The organism is Streptomyces sp. NPDC026673, assembly GCF_040638135.1.
Lineage (GTDB): Bacteria > Actinomycetota > Actinomycetes > Streptomycetales > Streptomycetaceae > Actinacidiphila.
The window spans coordinates 186870-202158 of record NZ_JBEZXR010000003.1; the positions used below are offsets into that span (position 1 = coordinate 186870).

The following is a 15289-nucleotide window of genomic DNA, read 5'->3' on the forward strand; positions in this document are numbered from 1 at the left end:
ACGATGGCACGGGGCATCCACGTCGCTCTTCCCCGGCGGGACGAGGAACAGCCGATCAGCGGCCGGATGTGCCGGCGAGCTCTGCTTCGGCCCACAGGACCTTGCCGTCCCTCGCCGGGCGGGTGCCGCATCTGCGGGACAGCCGAGTGACCGTGGCGAGTCCGCGGCCGTGTTCATCGACGGAGCGTGCGCCGCGCACACACGGGGGGCGAGCACCGGCATCGGAGACTTCGACGGTCAGGACCTCGTGCCGGATCAGGCGCAGGCGAATCGGGCCGTCGCTGTGGCACATGGCGTTGGCGACCAGTTCGCTGACGATCAACTTCACGGAGTCATCGAGAGCTTCCTGACCCCATGCTGCCAGTTGACTGGCGGCGAGGTCCTGGGCGCGGTCGACGACGGTGCCGTCACCGGGCAGGATCCAGGAGGCGACCTGGGCCGGGCTGAGCGAGCGGGTGCGGACCAGGAGCAGGCTGGTGTCGTCGCAGGCCGCCTGGCCCTTCACGGGTGCCATCGCGCGAGTGCAGAGCTCCTCCAGGGACAGCCGCGGTTGGGCGAGGGCGGCTGCCAGGCGCCGCATGCCGTGCTCGATGTCGTGGTCACGGGTCTCGATCAGGCCGTCGGTGTAGAGGGCGAGGAGGGTTCCCTCGGGCAGTTCCAGCTCCGTGGGCTCGAAGAGGCCGCCCAGCCCGAGGCCGAGCGGAACCCCGGTGGGAAGATCGGGGAAGGTCACCTTGCCTTGCGGGTCGACGATCGCGGGCGGGGGATGCCCGGCCGTTGCCATGGTGCACTGCCGGGTGACCGGGTCGTAGACGGCGTACAGACAGGTGGCTCCCACCACCGCGGCGCCCTGGTCGGGGGCATCCACGTCCGCTTCCGCCAGTCGCTGGACCGTGTCGTCGAGGCGGGACAGCAGTTCACCGGGGGGCAACTCCATGTCGGCGAGCGTGCGTACGGCGCTGCGGAGTCCGCCCATGGCCGCCGCGGCGTTGATGCCGTGTCCGACCACATCACCGACCACGAGGGCCACCCGGGCGCCGGACAACGGGATCACGTCGAACCAGTCGCCCCCGACACCCCTGTCGATGTCGGCGGGCTGGTAGCGCGAGGCGGCCTCGACGGCCGCGCCACCGCGCAGACGGTGCGGGAGCAGACTGCGTTGGAGCGCGAGGGCCGCGGTGTGCTCGCGACAGTACCGGCGGGCCTTGTCCAACGACACCGCGGCGCGGCTGACGAGCTCTTCCGCCAGGAGCAGATCAGTCGCCTGGAAGGGCAGCGGATTCTCGGTGCGGATGAACACCGCCATGCCCAGCAGGACGCGCCGCGCGCGAATGGCCACGACCATCGCGGAGTGTATGCCGTGCTCACGGACCATCCGCGCCAGTGCCGGCGACTGGTCGATCCACCCGCCCGGAGTGGTGTCCACCTCCGGTTCCAGACGGGACTCGCCGGTACGCAGGACCTCGCCGACGGGCGAGTCGGGCGGTACGAGTGTCCGCTCACCGCGCGCCCACGCGGACTCCGGCGCTCCTGGGTGAATCGAGGCCACACCGGCACGCATCAGAGCGGGGAGGCGCTCGCCGATCGAGCCGATGTGGACCGGCGGCCCCTCGCCGGACAGGACCGACTGCTCCACGTCCACGGCGACGTAGTCGGCGAACTGAGGCACGGCCAGATCGGCCAGTTCCTGACCGGTCTGCATCACATCCAGGGTGCTGCCCAGGTGTGTGCCCGCCTCACCGAGAACGGCCAGGCGCCCGCGCTCCCGCTGGCTCTCGGCGACGTCGACGCTGATGGTGCACACCCCCGTGGCTTTGCCGTCGGCGCCCTGGAGGCAGGAGAACGACACCGCGTACGGGCGCTCCTCACCCCGAACTGCCGGCAGCCACGTCCGGTATGCGTAGACCTTGGTGCTGCCGCTCCGCAGCACCCGCCGCATCATCGCCTCTGCCGCCTCACTTTCGACGCTGTGCCATGCGTCGGTGATCCCGCAGCCGAGCCGCCGGTCACGGGAGATGCCGTCGTGACTCTCCATCGCGTCGTTCACCCAGGTGCAACGCAACCCCAGGTCACGGACGACGACGCCGATCGGCGCGCGGTCGAGAATCGCCCCCTGCACCAAGACGTTCACCGCGTCCCCGGACGGCACACCGATGTCGGTCACGGACGCGAGCCACCGCACCTCTCCGAACCGCCCCCGTACCAACGAGATGCGCAGGCCGACGCCAAGCGTGCGGCCGTCCCGGTGGCGGACCTCCGTCCCACCCGACCAGCCGTTCCGGGCACGGCACTGCTCGACGAAGGCCGACGTCGTCGGCGCTCTGCCGAAGCTTGGCAGCACCATTGCTGCGGACCGGCCGACCACCTCGCCGGCCGGGTATCCGACAAGGTGCTCGGCGGCCTGCGTCCACGCGACCACCGTCCCCCGCTCGTCGAGCAGCGCGAACGCCGTGTCGGATACGTCGGACGCACGCAACTGGCTACCGAGTGTCACTCCTACGGTGCCGACCGTGGTCCTGGTCATCGCGCCATCATCCCCAGAGGGCTTGGGCATGGTCGATATGGGCGTACAGGAGCGAATTTACACCTCTGCGAAAGCCGCACGGACGGGTACGAGGCGGGCACGGACGGCATGCGGGCGGAAGCCCGGGAAGGGCGCCCGGCGGGCATCCCCCGCGGTCGGCCTCCGAACGACAAGGGGGCCGACCGGGCCCTGGGCGCACAGTGACGCTGTCCGCCGGAGCGGCTTGGGCCGGAACCACCACGGGGCGAGAGATCACGCCCCCTCAGGCCGACCGTGCATCGGTCCGGCGCATTGGGGGTTGGCGGTCAGGTGGGGTTCGGCGGAGCACCAGGAGACTGTCGAACGCGCGGTGCGCGCCGTCCACGCGCGCGAAGCCGGACCGCGTTGGTGGCGGCACAGGTCCGCGGCGTCCGGTCCCGCCTCGACGCCGCGCCGCCGGGCCCACCTCGACACGCGGCAGCGTACGGGCAACGCCCAGCCCTCAGGCCATTCCCGCCGCGTCCATCATGGCCGTGGCGGTGGCCACGGCCAGCCCGCCCAGGCACTCGGCCTGGGCCACGGCTCGGGAGCTGGATCCGTCGAAGGCAACGGTGAGCTGGCGGGACAGCAACTCCGGATCGCGCGCGTCGCCTCGGCGGGCCTCCTCGCGGAAGAAGTCGGTGAGCGCGTCCTTGTAGCGTCGCGCCACCACCCTGGCGGGATGAACGGGGTCCTTGAGTTCGAACGCGGTCGCCAGGAAGGGGCAGCCCAGATAGTCCGGGGACGCCGACAGCGACTCGAGCTGTTCGAAGACATACGTGACGCGGTCACGTGGCGTCAGATCGGCCCCGGGGACGGGCAGCAGCCGGGCCAGGTAGCCGGAGCCCGCGCGGTCCAGGCTGGCCGCCAGGACGTCGTCCTTGCCGGTGAACAGCTGGTACATCGACCGCTTGGAGACTCCGGCCTCCCGGCACAGCGCCTCGACGCCGATGTTCACGCCTTCCCGGTAGAACAGCGCGGCCGCGGCGTCGAGCAGCCGCTCGCGGCTGGGAGTCGTCGTGCCCGCGGACTCGGACGAGGCGGTTGCGGTCGAGGTCATACGGCACAGGTTACGCCTCCCCTTGCCGCGGCGAAACCGATCGGTTTACGGTACAGAAAACCGATCGGTTTCCGCCGTCGGCCGTCACGCTGGGAGCAGACTCATGACCGCAATCGCAGGTTCGACCGTTCTCGTCACCGGGGGCAGCCGAGGCATCGGCAGGGCCCTGGTGGAGTCCCTGTACGCCCGGGGCGCCACGAAGGTCTACGCCACCGCCCGCGACCCCCGAACCATCACCCACCCAGACGCGGTCGCGCTGCCCCTGGAGGTCACCGACCCCGCGTCGGTCGCCGCCGTCGCGGAACAGGCACGGGACGTCACCATCCTGGTCAACAACGCCGGCGGGTCCATCGGGGCGTCGTTCCTGACCTCCCCGGTGGACGACGTCCGCCGCGAGTTCGAGACCAACTTCTACGGCCCGTTGCGGATGACCCGGGCCCTCGTCCCGATCATCGAGGCCAACGGCGGCGGCCACCTGCTCAACGTGCACTCCGTGCTGTCCTGGATCGCTCTCGCCGGTTCCTACAGCGCCTCGAAGGCCGCGCTGTGGTCCCAGACCAACTCGCTGCGCCTGGAGCTGAGGCCGCGCGGCATCAACGTGACCGGGCTGCACGTCGGCTACGTCGACACCGACCTGGCCGCGCACGTCGACTCCCCGAAGGCCTCGCCCGAAAGCGTCGCGGAGCAGGCCCTGGACGGAATCGAGTCCGACGCTTACGAAGTGCTGGCCGACGAGCGCTCCCGCCAGGTCAAGATGGGCCTGGCAGCCGACCCCGCCGCCCTGTACCCGCAGCCGGCCCGCTGAGCGGGGCGCCCGCGCGGCTCAGACGTGCAGCGGGTCGGCGAAGACCTCCCGGGCGGCTTCGACGAGTTTGTCGAGGTCGCCCGCGGCTGCCCGGTCGCGCCGCCATATCAGGGCGGTCTCCAGCAGGGGATCGAAATCCTCGAACGGCAGAACCAGGGTGTTCGCCATGGCGTAGCCGTGCATGGGGCTTTCCGAGTTGAGTATGGAGAAATAGAAGGCCATTCCGCCTGAAACCACTTCGGCGATTCCGTCATAGCCGGTGTCGGTGAGCTTGATGCGTTTCCTGACCCCGCGTTCCGCCATTTCCCGGTCGAGCAGCTCGAAACAGGTGGGCCTGATCTCTCTGGGGGAGATGACAAAGGAAAGGTCGGTCAGGTCGGCCAGTGCCACCGAGTCCTTCCCGGCGAACCGGTCGGCCGGCACCACGGCTCCCAGACGCTCCGACAGGACGGGCAGGACGTCCAGCACGGGGTCGCTGATCGGCAGCCGGGCCAGGGCGAGCGCGAGCCGGCTCTCGCACACGCCTGCGACGAGGGCCTTGGAGCTGCCCGGCCAGGTGAGGAGCTCGCACCATTCGCCGACGCGTTCGGCGAGCGAGGTGATCTGCCCGCGGACCCTCGGGTGCACGCCGGGAGGGATCCCCACGAACATGGTGCTGCGCACCGGCCCGGTCGCCTCGCGGAGCCGCCAGGGAATGGAGTTGATCCGCTCCAGTACGTCGCGCGCGATCGGCAGCAGCGCCTCGCCGGCCGGTGTGAGGGTGACGTGGTGGGTGGTGCGGTCGAAGAGCCGCTCGTCGAGCTCCCGCTCGAGGTCTCTGATCCGCTGACTCAGCGGCGAGGTGGCCATGTGCATCCGGCGGGCCGCGGCCGAGAAGTTCAGCTCCTCGGCAACCGCCACAAAATAGCGCAAATGGAATATCTCCACCTCAACACATTAACCCTGATCCACCGGCCGGGACCCGGTACGCGATCGAGCCTTCGGCGGCCCCACTGCGGGCGGACCCGCGCTCGCACCGGATCGGCCGCGACAGCGGGCCGATTCGCCGCCGGCCCGGGCAGCGCACCCGAATGAACCGGGCCGCTTTCCCGGGACCGGAAACACCGGGAATCACACCGCGTTATTGCGCCGCCGGAATATCAGAGGTCGTTCTCCACGGCCGGCGCGACCGGCCGAACTTCGGTGTGACCACAGCGGTCACACCGTTGTCAGCAATTCGATGATTCCGATGCGGGCAATGCGCGCTTAGCGTTTCTTTCACAGCCGGTCGAAGCAGCGAAAGGACGCCACAATGACGGAAAAGCACGTCTCCGGACCACTCGACGGTGTGCGGGTCATCGACCTCTCCACCGTGGTCATGGGCCCCTACGCGGCCCAGATCCTGGGGGATCTGGGCGCCGACGTCATCAAGATCGAGTCGCCCTCGGACTCCCTCCACGTGGGCGAGTACCGCAACACGCCCGGCATGACCCCGCTGCACCTGAACGTCAACCGGAACAAGCGGAGCGTGGCGCTGGATCTGAAGGACGAGGCCGAGCACGCCCGGGCCCTGGAACTCATCCACTCCGCCGACGTGTTGATCACCAACATGCGCCCCCGCGCGCTGGCCCGACTGTGCATGACCTACGAGGACCTCGCCGTCGCCAACCCGGGTCTGGTCTACGCGCATGCCGCCGGCTTCCGGGCCGACTCCGACCGGGCGGACGCCGCCGCCTACGACGAGACCGTGCAGGCCGCGTCCGGGCTGGTCGACATCTCCAACCGCGCCCTGGGCACACCGCTTTACCTGCCGTCCATACTCGCCGACAAGGTCTCGGGGCTGACCATCGTCTACAGCGTGCTCGCCGCGCTGGTGCACCGGGACAGGACGGGGTCGGGTCAGCAGATCGAGATCCCGATGGCCGACACCCTGATCACGTTCAACCTGGTCGAACACCTCGCCGGGCACACCTTCGATCCCGCGACAGGCCCCACGGGCTACCCGCGGTCGCTGTCGGAGCACCACAAGGCGCGGCGCACCAGGGACGGCCTGGCCGCCGTCGTCCCGTACAACCCCCAGAACTACCGCGACTTCTTCGCCGCCGCCGGCCGCCCGGACCTCGCCGCGGACCCGCGCGTCAACGGCCCCTCCCTCAACGTGGCCGATGTGGACGACCTGTCCGACCTCGTCGACGAGTGCGCCCCCGCGCTGACCACGGCCGAATGGGCCGAGGTGTGCGCCAAGCACAACATCCCCATGGGACCGGTGCTGGAGCTGGACCACTCGCACGAGGACCCCTACGTCCGCGAGGGCCACTTGCTGGAGACGGTCGAGCACCCGACCGAGGGCCCGGTGCGCACGATCGGGATCCCGGTGCGGTTCTCCGCGACACCCGGCTCGATCCGCCGGCTGGCGCCGGTGCCCGGCCAGGACACCGCCGAGGTCCTCGCCGAACTGACGGACGCCGGCTGAACCGCGCGGAGCAGTGGGAGAAACCATGAACAACAGTGATGTCCGCGTCCAGCGGATCTGCTCGACCCTCCTGATCACGATCGACCGCCCGCAGGCCCGCAACGCCGTGAACTCCGCGGTCGCCGCCGGCCTGGCCGCGGCGCTGGACGAGCTGGAGGGCGACAGCACTCTGCGGGCCGGCGTCCTCACGGGAGCGAAGGGCACCTTCAGCGCCGGCATGGACCTCAAGGCCGTCCTGAACGGCGACCTTCCCGTGATCCCGGGCCGTGGGTTCGGCGGCCTGACCGAAGCCGAGCGCACCAAGCCGCTGATCGCCGCCGTGGAGGGCTTCGCCCTGGGCGGCGGATTCGAACTCGCGCTGGCGTGCGACCTCATCGTCGCCGCCGAGGACGCGACGCTCGGTCTGCCCGAGGTCAAGCGCGGTCTGATCGCCGCGGGCGGCGGCGTGATCCGGCTGCCCCGACGCATCCCGTACCACCTGGCCATGGAGTTCCTGCTGACCGGCGAGCCGGTCAGCGGTCGCCGCGCCGGGGAACTGGGCCTGGCCAACCGGGTCACCGCGTCCGGCGAGGCGGTGGCCACGGCCCTGAAACTCGCCGAGCAGCTCGCGCACAACGCGCCGCTCGCACTGGCCGCGGTGAAGGACCTCCTCCGGCACGCCGACGGCACACCCGAGACCGACGCCTTCGCCGCGCAGCGCGCGGCCCAGGACGCATTGATGGCCTCGGCCGACGTACGCGAGGGCATGACCGCCTTCGCCGAGCGCCGCGCACCGCGGTGGACGGGGAAGTGACATGCGGATCCCCGATGTACGCCGCCACGCGACCACCCCCCTGACCAGCCCGGCGTTCGCACCCGTGGTGCCCCGGTTCACCGACCGCGAGTACCTCAGCGTCGTCTACCGCACCGACCCCGACGCGCTGCGCGCCGTCGTTCCCGAGCCCCTGCGGATCGAGGAGCCGCTGGTCCGGTTCGAGATCATGAAGATGAACGACGTCACCGGGTACGGCCCCTACACCGAGGGCGGCCAGGCGATCCAGGTCGCCTTCGAGGGCGAGCGCGGCGAGTACCTGCACGCGATGTACCTCGACAGCTTCCCCGCCACGGCGGCCGGACGCGAGGTCGGCGCCTATCCGAAGGTCATGGGCGCACCGAAGCTCTATGTCGACCACGGCGCGCTGGTCGGCACCCTGGACCACGGCTCGCTGCGGGTCGCCACCGCGACCATGGGCTACAAGCACCAGGCGCTCGATCCGCGCGAGGCCGAAGCGCAGATCGCCGTGCCGACCTTCATGCTGAAGATCGTCCCGGGCTACGACGGCGTGCCGCGCGTCCAGGAGCTGGTCCGCACCCGGATCACCGACGTGGTGGTCAAGGCCGCCTATTCCGGCCCGGCCCGGCTGCAGTTGTTCCAGCACGTCCTCGCCCCACTGGCGGACCTGCCCGTCCTGGAGGTCGTCTCCGCCGCGCACATCCTCACCGACCTGACCCTCGCCCGTGTCGAGCCGGTCTTCGACTACCTCAAGGCGGGCACGCGATGACGCACCCCTTCCGTACCGCGGCGGTGATCGGCGCGGGCACCATCGGACTCTCCTGGACGGCGCTGTTCGCCGCCCACGGCCTGACCGTCCGCGTGAGCGACCCACGCCCCGACCTGGCCGAGGCCGTCGACACCGCGCTGGCACAGTCCGCGCCTCATCTGGCCACCCTGGGCCTTGACGTCACGGGCCTGGCGAACCGGGTCCACGTCGCGGCCGACGTCACCGAGGCCGTCCACGACGCGGACGTCGTACAGGAGAACGGCCCCGAGAACCTCGGGTTCAAGAAGGAGCTGTTCGGCCGGCTGGTGGAAGAGGCACCCTGGCACGCCCTGCTCCTCAGCTCGTCGTCGGCGATCCCGGCGACGGCCTTCACCGGGGACCTCCGCCACGCGGACCGCGTGCTGGTCGGGCACCCGTTCAACCCGCCCCACGTGATCCCGCTCGTCGAGGTCGTGCCAGGCGAGTACACCAGCGAGGACGCCGTCCAGGACGCCGTGGACTTCTACACCTTCCTCGGCCGTACCCCGGTCGTCGAGCGCAAGGAGATCCCCGGGTTCGTCGGGAACAGGTTGCAGCACGCGCTGAGCCGGGAGGCCGCCTACCTCGTCCAGCAGGGCGTGGTCACTCCCGACGACCTCGACCGTGTGCTGACCCGTTCCCTCGGCATCCGCTGGGCCGCGGTCGGCCTCTTCCTCGGCCAGCATCTCGGCGGCGGCCCCGGCGGCTACCGCCACCTGGTCGGGCACATCGGGGCGTCCATGGGGGAACTGACGCCCGGCGAGCCGTCGAAGCGGCCCGAGGACCGGCTGCGCGTCGTGGAGGCCGTGGAGAAGGCCTACGGCAACCGCTCCTACGCGGACCTCGCCGAGGAACGCGACCGCAGGCAGCTCGCCGTGCTCCGCGCACTGGACGGCACCACAGGCGACACCCACACGAACGCACACAACGAGGAGAACTGAGATGACCACCACCACAGCCGACCTGCAGGAGCGCCAGAGCGCCGACTTCTACGACTACGAGTCGCTGCTCCTGGACGACGAACGCAAGATCCTCCTGGGAGCCCGCGCCTTCCTGCAGAAGGAGGTCAAGCCGCTGGTGAACGACAGCTGGGCCAAGGGGGAGTTCCCCGCGGAACTGATCGAGAAGTTCCGCGGCAGCGGCCTGGCCGCGCTGGCCTACGAAGGGTACGGCGAGCACCAGCCCGCGACGAGCCATCTGCTCGGGGGCATGCTGGCCATGGAGATGACCCGCGTCGACGCCTCGGTCGCCACGTTCTTCGGAGTCCACAACGGACTCGCGTTCTACTCCGTCCACTCGGGCGGAAGCCGGGAACAGCGCGAACGGTTCCTGCCCCGGATGGCCACCATGGAGAAGATCGGAGCGTTCGCCCTCACCGAACCCCTGGGCGGCTCCGACGTCTCGGGCGGCATGCGCACCACCGCCCGGCGCGAGGGCGACACCTGGATCCTGAACGGGGTCAAGAAGTGGATCGGCAACGCGACCTTCGCCGACTACGTCGTGGTCTGGGCGCGGGACGTCGACGACAACCACGTCAAGGGGTTCGTCGTGGAGAAGGGCACGCCGGGATTCACCCCCGAGAAGATCCAGGGCAAGATCGCGCTACGGATCGTGCAGAACGCCGAGATCACCCTCACCGACGTCCGCGTCCCGGAGGCGAACCGGCTGCAGAACATCAACTCCTTCCGTGACGTCGCGGAGATCCTGCGCATGACCCGCAGCGGGGTCGCCTGGCAGTCGCTGGGTCTCATGATCGGCGCCTATGAACTGGCCCTCGACTACGCCCGGCAGCGCGTCGCGTTCGGCCGCCCGATCGCCAGGTTCCAGATGGTGCAGGACCTGCTGGTCAAGAGCCTGGGCAACATCACCGCCTCATGGGGCATGCTGACACAGCTCGCGCACCTGCAGGACTGCGGCATCTTCCGTGACGAACACTCCGCGCTGGCCAAGGGTTTCGTGACCTCGCGCATGCGTGAAGTCGTCGCCTGGAGCCGCGAGGTCTTCGGCGGCAACGGCATCCTGCTGAACTACGACATCGCACGGTTCTTCGCCGACGCCGAGGCCCTCTACTCCTACGAGGGCACCCGCGAGATGAACACCCTGATCGTGGGCAAGTCGATCACCGGACAGAGCGCCTTCGTGTGAGACACCGAACGAGCCCTCGGGCATACATGTGCCGCACGTGCGGTGATCACACGTGCGGCCATGCCGACCGCAACGGCACCGCAGCACCGCAGCACCGCAGCACCGCAGCACCGATCCGGGACGACCGCGACGCGAGCCACGGGTCGATCAGTCACCCCGCCACACAGCCCCCACACCGTCCTTGACGGAGGATCCCATGCCCGTCTTCCACGCCCATGTCCCCGCCCGCCGTTACTCCCCGGAGCAGAAGCGCGCGCTGGCCGACGCGCTCAACCAGTCACTGGTCCAGGGCCTCGGGATTCCCGAAGACGACCGCTTCATCATGATCAGCGAACACGGCGAGGACGAGCTGTTCCTGGACCCGACGTTCATGGGCATGCAGCGCAGTGGCGATGCGGTGATCATCACGGTCCTGCTCGGCGCCCATCGCCCCCTGGAGGACAAGCGGGCCGTGAGCGCGGCCGTCAACAGGCTGGTGGTCGAGGCGCTCGGCCTCTCCCCCGACGACGTCTTCATCGCGTTGATCCCGGTCCCGAACGAGAACTTCTCCTTCGGCAGGGGCGAGATCCAGCTCGCCGACGGACCCCCTCGCTGGTGACCTGGCGGGGGTGCGTTCGTCGCCTGCCCCTCCCCCACTTCGATCCGTACGTCGCCCACTTCGGCCAGGCAAGCACCGCCGCCGTCGCCTGGTTCCGCGAACACCTCGGCTGACGGAGCACGCACGGCGGTGGAGTGCTTCAGGCCGCCTCGCTTCCGTGGCCGCCGGGTCCGGCCGCCACGGAATGCGTGAGACTCTGACGCGTATGACCCGCATCTTGACCCGCACGGACCTGCTCCATGTGCTCGACCCCCGGGCCTGCATCCAGGCTCTGCGGGAGGGGTTCAGTGCCTCCGCCGCAAACGCGGTCCCCGGTCAGCGTGTCCGCACCGACCTTCCCTTTCCAGGTACGGCAACGGCTCTGCTGCCCGGGCTGCTGCCCGGCATCAATGCCTACACCGTCAAGGCCAACGCCAAGTTTCCCGCCGCCTCACCTGCGCTCCGGGGAGTGATCTGCCTCCACAGCGGCACCGACGGCGAACTGCTGGCCCTACTGGACTCCGCGACCATCACCGCCTGGCGCACGGGCCTCGCCGCGGCGCTGGCCACTGACGTGATCGCCGGGCCGACGGGGAACATGCCCCGCACAGTCGGCGTCATCGGAGCCGGCGCGCAGGCCGAACTCACCCTTCGCGGACTGCGCGAACTCCGAGACTGGGACGACCTCGTCGTCCATGACGCCGATCCTCAGCGCGCGGCCGCCTTCGCCGACCGACACGGCGGCACCGCTGTCTCCACACCCGCACAGGTCGCCGCCGAGGCATCCATCGTGGTGCTGGCGACGTGGTCCCGCAGGCCCCTGCTGCACCTGGAAGAACTCAGGCCCGGCCAGCACTTGACCTCGCTCGGTGCCGACGAACCGGGCAAACAGGAGCTCTCTCCCGAGGTGCTCGCCTCCACTCGATTGATCGTCGACGACGTGGCACTGGTGGCCGCGCATGGCGCACTCGCCAACGCCGGTCTGCCGGCCTCCACTGCCGCCGCGTCCTTGAGCGAGATCATCCGCGGTGAGGCTCCCGCACGCACGCACGATGCGGAGATCACCGCCTACACCCCGGTCGGACTGCCCTGGCAGGACCTGGCCCTCACCTGGCTGGCCTATCAACAGGCCGAGGCTCAGAAGATCGGTGCAACCCTCGATCTCCTCTCGTGAGCCGGGCACCTGCCCAGGGGACGGCGGCGTGCGGTGCAGTCGGCCGAGCACAGTCCCGGCCGGGCGGTGCGACCCGGGGCGCCACCGCGCCGCACCAGTCCGCTCGGGTCCGGCAGCCGCTGCACCGCACGCCGCGGCGAGGCCGTCAGCTCAGTCGACCTGGGAGGCTGCTCGCTTGACGAGTCCGGTGACGGCGCCGGGGTTGCTGACGTGGACCGCGTGCGGAGCGTCGATCTCGACGGTGTGGGCGTGCGCGCGCTTGGCCATGAAACGCTCGGCGGCCGGCGGGATGACGTGGTCCTTGGTGGGGACCAGGTACCAGGACGGAATGGTCTTCCACGCCGGGGTGCCCGAAAGGTCCCCGGCCGCCTGAGCACTGATCGGGCGCTGCGTCGCGGCCAGGGAGGCGGCGGTGCGGGCGGTGAGGCGGTTGCTCAGGAAGACGTCGCGGAACTTGTTCGGCTTGATGTAGAGATCCACCCCCGTCGTGCCGTCGGCCTGGGGGACGGGAACAGCGTTGAGCGCGGTGGGCACCGGCGCCGACGGGTCGTCGGTGAGGTGCGAGCCCGGGAATTTGGCGAACATCTCGTTGCCGCTCTCGCCCTTGTCGAGGGCGAAGCCGGCGACGTAGACAAGGGCCTTGACGTTGGAGCTCTGGGTGGCCGCGTTGGTGACCACCGCGCCACCGTAGGAGTGGCCGACCAGGACGACAGGGCCGGGGATCGTCTTGAGATAGGCGGCGAGGTAGGCGGAGTCGCTGGCCAGACCTCGCAGCGGGGTGGCCGGGGCCGTCACCTTGTAGCCGTCCGCCTGAAGGCGCTTGACCACACCGTCCCAACCGGCGGAGTCCGCCCAGGCACCGTGGACCAGGACGACGGTCGGCCGGGGTTCGGCCGGCTTCTGCGCGGGAGCTGCGGTGGCCATGGGGGTCACCACCGCGGCTGTGCCGAGTGTGGCGGCCAGGGTGGCGAGAAGGGCGCGGCGCGAGCGCCTGGACGTACTGAACACGGAGTCCCTCCAAGGGATGTTCGGTGGTTGTGTGTCTGCGGTCGCATCGAGTCCCGCAGGGCCGGAGGCCATCCGGCCGGAAGGCGTACTTTTCGGGCGCTTCCATAACATTGATGAAATAGCCGGACGAAATGCGACTGAATATATCGAATTGTCACGAAGCACGCCCGATCCACGGAACGTTCGGTTCCCGTCACGCACGGGGCAATTCCGCCGCGGGGCAGGCCGAACGCCTGCGCGGGATCATCCGGGTGTCGCACTCGCCTTCGATCTGCCGTACAGCCCGGACGGGTGTGGTGTGGTGCTCCGCTGCGGCGTTCCGAAACGGACAACTGCCGTCTTGAGCGCGTGGCGGGCAGAGTTCAGGAGCGGGAGAGCGCCCAGTCGAGGGCGTAGTCGGCGATTTCCTGCCAGCCGTCCTGAACGGGCATCAAATGAGAGCGGCCGGGAAACACCTTCACCTCGGTGACGGTGCCCTGCGCCTTGTAGTGCTTGGCGTTGGACATCTGGACCTTCGGCGGCATGAGATGGTCGTGCTCACCGGAGAGGAACAGCAGGGGTGCCCGTTCGGCGTTGCGGAAATCCACATGGGTATCGGTGTGACCGGGGGCGAAGTTGGCCAGCGCGCTGCTCCAGACGATGCTGCCCGGCGCGGGGATGTGGTAGCGCTCATACGTGGCGCGGGCCAGTTCCTCGGGAAACGTGTTCGCGAAGGCGTAGCGCCATTGGTTTACGTCCAGTCCGACGGCGCGGTGCCGGTTGGCCGGGTTCTTCAGGACGGGGAAGAGGGACCGGATCTGGGGCAGAGGGACGACCGGGACGCCCTCCGTGGGCGCGGAGTTGATCACCACTCCGGCGGCGCCGAGGCCGCGGTCCAGAAGGATCTGGGTGAACGCGCCGCCGGCGGAGTGGCCCATCACGATGGGCGGCCGCTGCAACCCCGTGATCAGCTTCTCGAGGCCGGAGATGATGTCCGGTACGGTCACCGTCTCGATCGGGGTCGGGTCGGCGTTGAGAGCCTCGACCTCGACCTCGAATCCGGGGTACGGCGGTGCGATGACACGGAAGCCCCTGTTCTCGTAGTGGGCGATCCAACTCTCCCAGGACCGCGGCGTCACCCAGAAGCCGTGGACGAGGACGATGGTGTCGGGTTGCAACAGTGTGCTCCTTAGCGGATGGGCTGATGCCTGGTCTTGATCTGCCGCAGGACGGCGCGAAGTGCGTTTTCATAACCGGATGCGACGGGGAATGCGGTCGAAGATTCCCGTGCCGCCGAGGCCGGTTCCGAGTCGGCCCCAAGGCGGCGCGAAAGGGCCGAACCCAATTCGCTGCCGCGCGCGCCACGAGCCTCCATGACCTTCTGGTCCCGCGTGCCGATCTCGAATAGTCGACCGGGAAGGTCACGCGTATGTGACTCGGGCCATAGAAAATTGCCCCGGTGGCAAACCGCAGGCGCCGCGTCGCCGGGGACGCACAGGTGTGTGCCGTGGCTGGCCCCGGGCTGCGGGCTGCGGGCGGACCTGATCGACGGGGACGGTATTCGACTCGACTGCCCCGCTGTCACAAAACCGATCGTTATCCGGTCATTCGGCAAGGCACATCATTCGAGCCTCATACCACCGGCTTTCCCAGACTCCCGAGGAGAGCGCTCGATGACCGCAACCGGCCTCGTCGCGCCGAGCACGATGGCGCAGGCCAGCTGGACCAGAACCATGCCCCGGTCCCGCCAGCCCGGCCCGGTCCCCTTCGGCAGCGCGGCGCCCAGGGCCCGGGTCAGCCCGACACGGTCGGTGACCTTCCGCAGCAGCACCACGCCCGCGTGGCCGATCAGGTTCTTGCCGTTGGCCCGCACAGCAAGCCGGTAATCCCATTCGGTAGCCTGCACCTGTCGGGTGCCTCTTCTCCGCGACGGTTTTGATCTAGGAAATCCAGATCATCGCAGGTGGGAGGCGTCCTTCTTCTGTCGG

General features: G+C 69.6%; 14 protein-coding genes. 8 read left to right on the forward strand and 6 right to left on the reverse strand.

The genetic code is table 11. The features are described from left to right. Positions 1-55: 55 nt before the first annotated feature. Together AB0F62_RS03865 and AB0F62_RS03870 are read right to left on the reverse strand one after the other, a co-directional pair. On the reverse strand, positions 56-2524 hold the full coding sequence (locus AB0F62_RS03865) for a SpoIIE family protein phosphatase (protein WP_361791817.1): 2469 nt from the start codon (positions 2522-2524) through the stop codon (positions 56-58). Positions 2525-3005: 481 nt separating this feature from the next. Next, positions 3006-3602 carry a TetR/AcrR family transcriptional regulator gene (locus AB0F62_RS03870; protein WP_361791819.1) on the reverse strand — a complete coding sequence of 199 codons (597 nt, stop codon included), beginning with the start codon at positions 3600-3602 and terminating at the stop codon, positions 3006-3008. Between the two features lie 103 nt (positions 3603-3705). Between AB0F62_RS03870 and AB0F62_RS03875 the strand changes: the two genes are divergently transcribed. Further along, the gene (locus AB0F62_RS03875; protein WP_361791821.1) at positions 3706-4407 is read left to right on the forward strand and encodes an SDR family oxidoreductase; all 702 of its coding nucleotides are present in this window, start codon (positions 3706-3708) and stop codon (positions 4405-4407) included. Between the two features lie 18 nt (positions 4408-4425). Here the strand turns inward: AB0F62_RS03875 and AB0F62_RS03880 are convergent, their stop codons facing one another. Next, positions 4426-5334, reverse strand: coding sequence for a LysR family transcriptional regulator (locus tag AB0F62_RS03880; RefSeq protein WP_361791823.1), 909 nt, complete (start codon positions 5332-5334; stop codon positions 4426-4428). A gap of 364 nt (positions 5335-5698) precedes the next feature. On the opposite strand from AB0F62_RS03880, the gene AB0F62_RS03885 reads away from it, so the two are divergent. The 7 genes from AB0F62_RS03885 (at position 5699) to AB0F62_RS03915 (ending at position 12314) form a co-directional block, all read left to right on the forward strand. Beyond that, positions 5699-6859, forward strand: a complete 1161-nt coding sequence (locus AB0F62_RS03885; RefSeq protein WP_361791825.1) for a CoA transferase — start codon at positions 5699-5701, stop codon at positions 6857-6859. A 25-nt stretch (positions 6860-6884) separates the two neighbouring features. Beyond that, positions 6885-7652: a crotonase/enoyl-CoA hydratase family protein gene (locus AB0F62_RS03890; protein WP_361791827.1), complete on the forward strand. Its 768-nt coding sequence runs from the start codon at positions 6885-6887 to the stop codon at positions 7650-7652. 1 nt (position 7653) lies between these two features. Next, complete coding sequence (locus tag AB0F62_RS03895) at positions 7654-8400, forward strand: acetoacetate decarboxylase (RefSeq protein WP_361791829.1); 747 nt, start codon at positions 7654-7656, stop codon at positions 8398-8400. Further along, positions 8397-9359, forward strand: a complete 963-nt coding sequence (locus AB0F62_RS03900) for a 3-hydroxyacyl-CoA dehydrogenase NAD-binding domain-containing protein (protein ID WP_361791831.1) — start codon at positions 8397-8399, stop codon at positions 9357-9359. The genes AB0F62_RS03895 and AB0F62_RS03900 overlap by 4 nt, the downstream gene beginning before the upstream one ends. A gap of 1 nt (position 9360) precedes the next feature. Continuing rightward, a complete protein-coding gene (locus tag AB0F62_RS03905) occupies positions 9361-10563 on the forward strand; it encodes an acyl-CoA dehydrogenase family protein (protein WP_361791833.1) in 1203 nt (400 codons plus the stop codon). A 196-nt stretch (positions 10564-10759) separates the two neighbouring features. After that, on the forward strand, positions 10760-11161 hold the full coding sequence (locus AB0F62_RS03910) for a tautomerase family protein (RefSeq protein ID WP_361791835.1): 402 nt from the start codon (positions 10760-10762) through the stop codon (positions 11159-11161). Positions 11162-11366: 205 nt separating this feature from the next. Then, positions 11367-12314, forward strand: coding sequence for an ornithine cyclodeaminase family protein (locus AB0F62_RS03915; protein ID WP_361791837.1), 948 nt, complete (start codon positions 11367-11369; stop codon positions 12312-12314). 150 nt (positions 12315-12464) lie between these two features. Here AB0F62_RS03915 and AB0F62_RS03920 read toward each other — a convergent pair whose 3' ends face one another. The 3 genes from AB0F62_RS03920 to AB0F62_RS03930 form a co-directional block, all read right to left on the reverse strand. Further along, positions 12465-13322: an alpha/beta hydrolase gene (locus tag AB0F62_RS03920; RefSeq protein WP_361791839.1), complete on the reverse strand. Its 858-nt coding sequence runs from the start codon at positions 13320-13322 to the stop codon at positions 12465-12467. 362 nt (positions 13323-13684) lie between these two features. Beyond that, positions 13685-14479, reverse strand: coding sequence for an alpha/beta hydrolase (locus AB0F62_RS03925; RefSeq protein WP_361791841.1), 795 nt, complete (start codon positions 14477-14479; stop codon positions 13685-13687). Between the two features lie 443 nt (positions 14480-14922). After that, a complete protein-coding gene (locus AB0F62_RS03930) occupies positions 14923-15207 on the reverse strand; it encodes a hypothetical protein (protein WP_361791843.1) in 285 nt (94 codons plus the stop codon). Positions 15208-15289 lie beyond the last annotated feature (82 nt).

Excerpts from the sequence above, each read along its gene's own strand:
- AB0F62_RS03865 (WP_361791817.1), bottom strand. The coding sequence starts at position 2,524 with ATGACCAGGACCACGGTCGGCACCGTAGGAGTGACACTCGGTAGCCAG.
- AB0F62_RS03870 (WP_361791819.1), bottom strand. The coding sequence starts at position 3,602 with ATGACCTCGACCGCAACCGCCTCGTCCGAGTCCGCGGGCACGACGACT.
- AB0F62_RS03875 (WP_361791821.1), top strand. The coding sequence starts at position 3,706 with ATGACCGCAATCGCAGGTTCGACCGTTCTCGTCACCGGGGGCAGCCGA.
- AB0F62_RS03885 (WP_361791825.1), top strand. The coding sequence starts at position 5,699 with ATGACGGAAAAGCACGTCTCCGGACCACTCGACGGTGTGCGGGTCATC.
- AB0F62_RS03890 (WP_361791827.1), top strand. The coding sequence starts at position 6,885 with ATGAACAACAGTGATGTCCGCGTCCAGCGGATCTGCTCGACCCTCCTG.
- AB0F62_RS03895 (WP_361791829.1), top strand. The coding sequence starts at position 7,654 with ATGCGGATCCCCGATGTACGCCGCCACGCGACCACCCCCCTGACCAGC.
- AB0F62_RS03900 (WP_361791831.1), top strand. The coding sequence starts at position 8,397 with ATGACGCACCCCTTCCGTACCGCGGCGGTGATCGGCGCGGGCACCATC.
- AB0F62_RS03905 (WP_361791833.1), top strand. The coding sequence starts at position 9,361 with ATGACCACCACCACAGCCGACCTGCAGGAGCGCCAGAGCGCCGACTTC.
- AB0F62_RS03910 (WP_361791835.1), top strand. The coding sequence starts at position 10,760 with ATGCCCGTCTTCCACGCCCATGTCCCCGCCCGCCGTTACTCCCCGGAG.
- AB0F62_RS03915 (WP_361791837.1), top strand. The coding sequence starts at position 11,367 with ATGACCCGCATCTTGACCCGCACGGACCTGCTCCATGTGCTCGACCCC.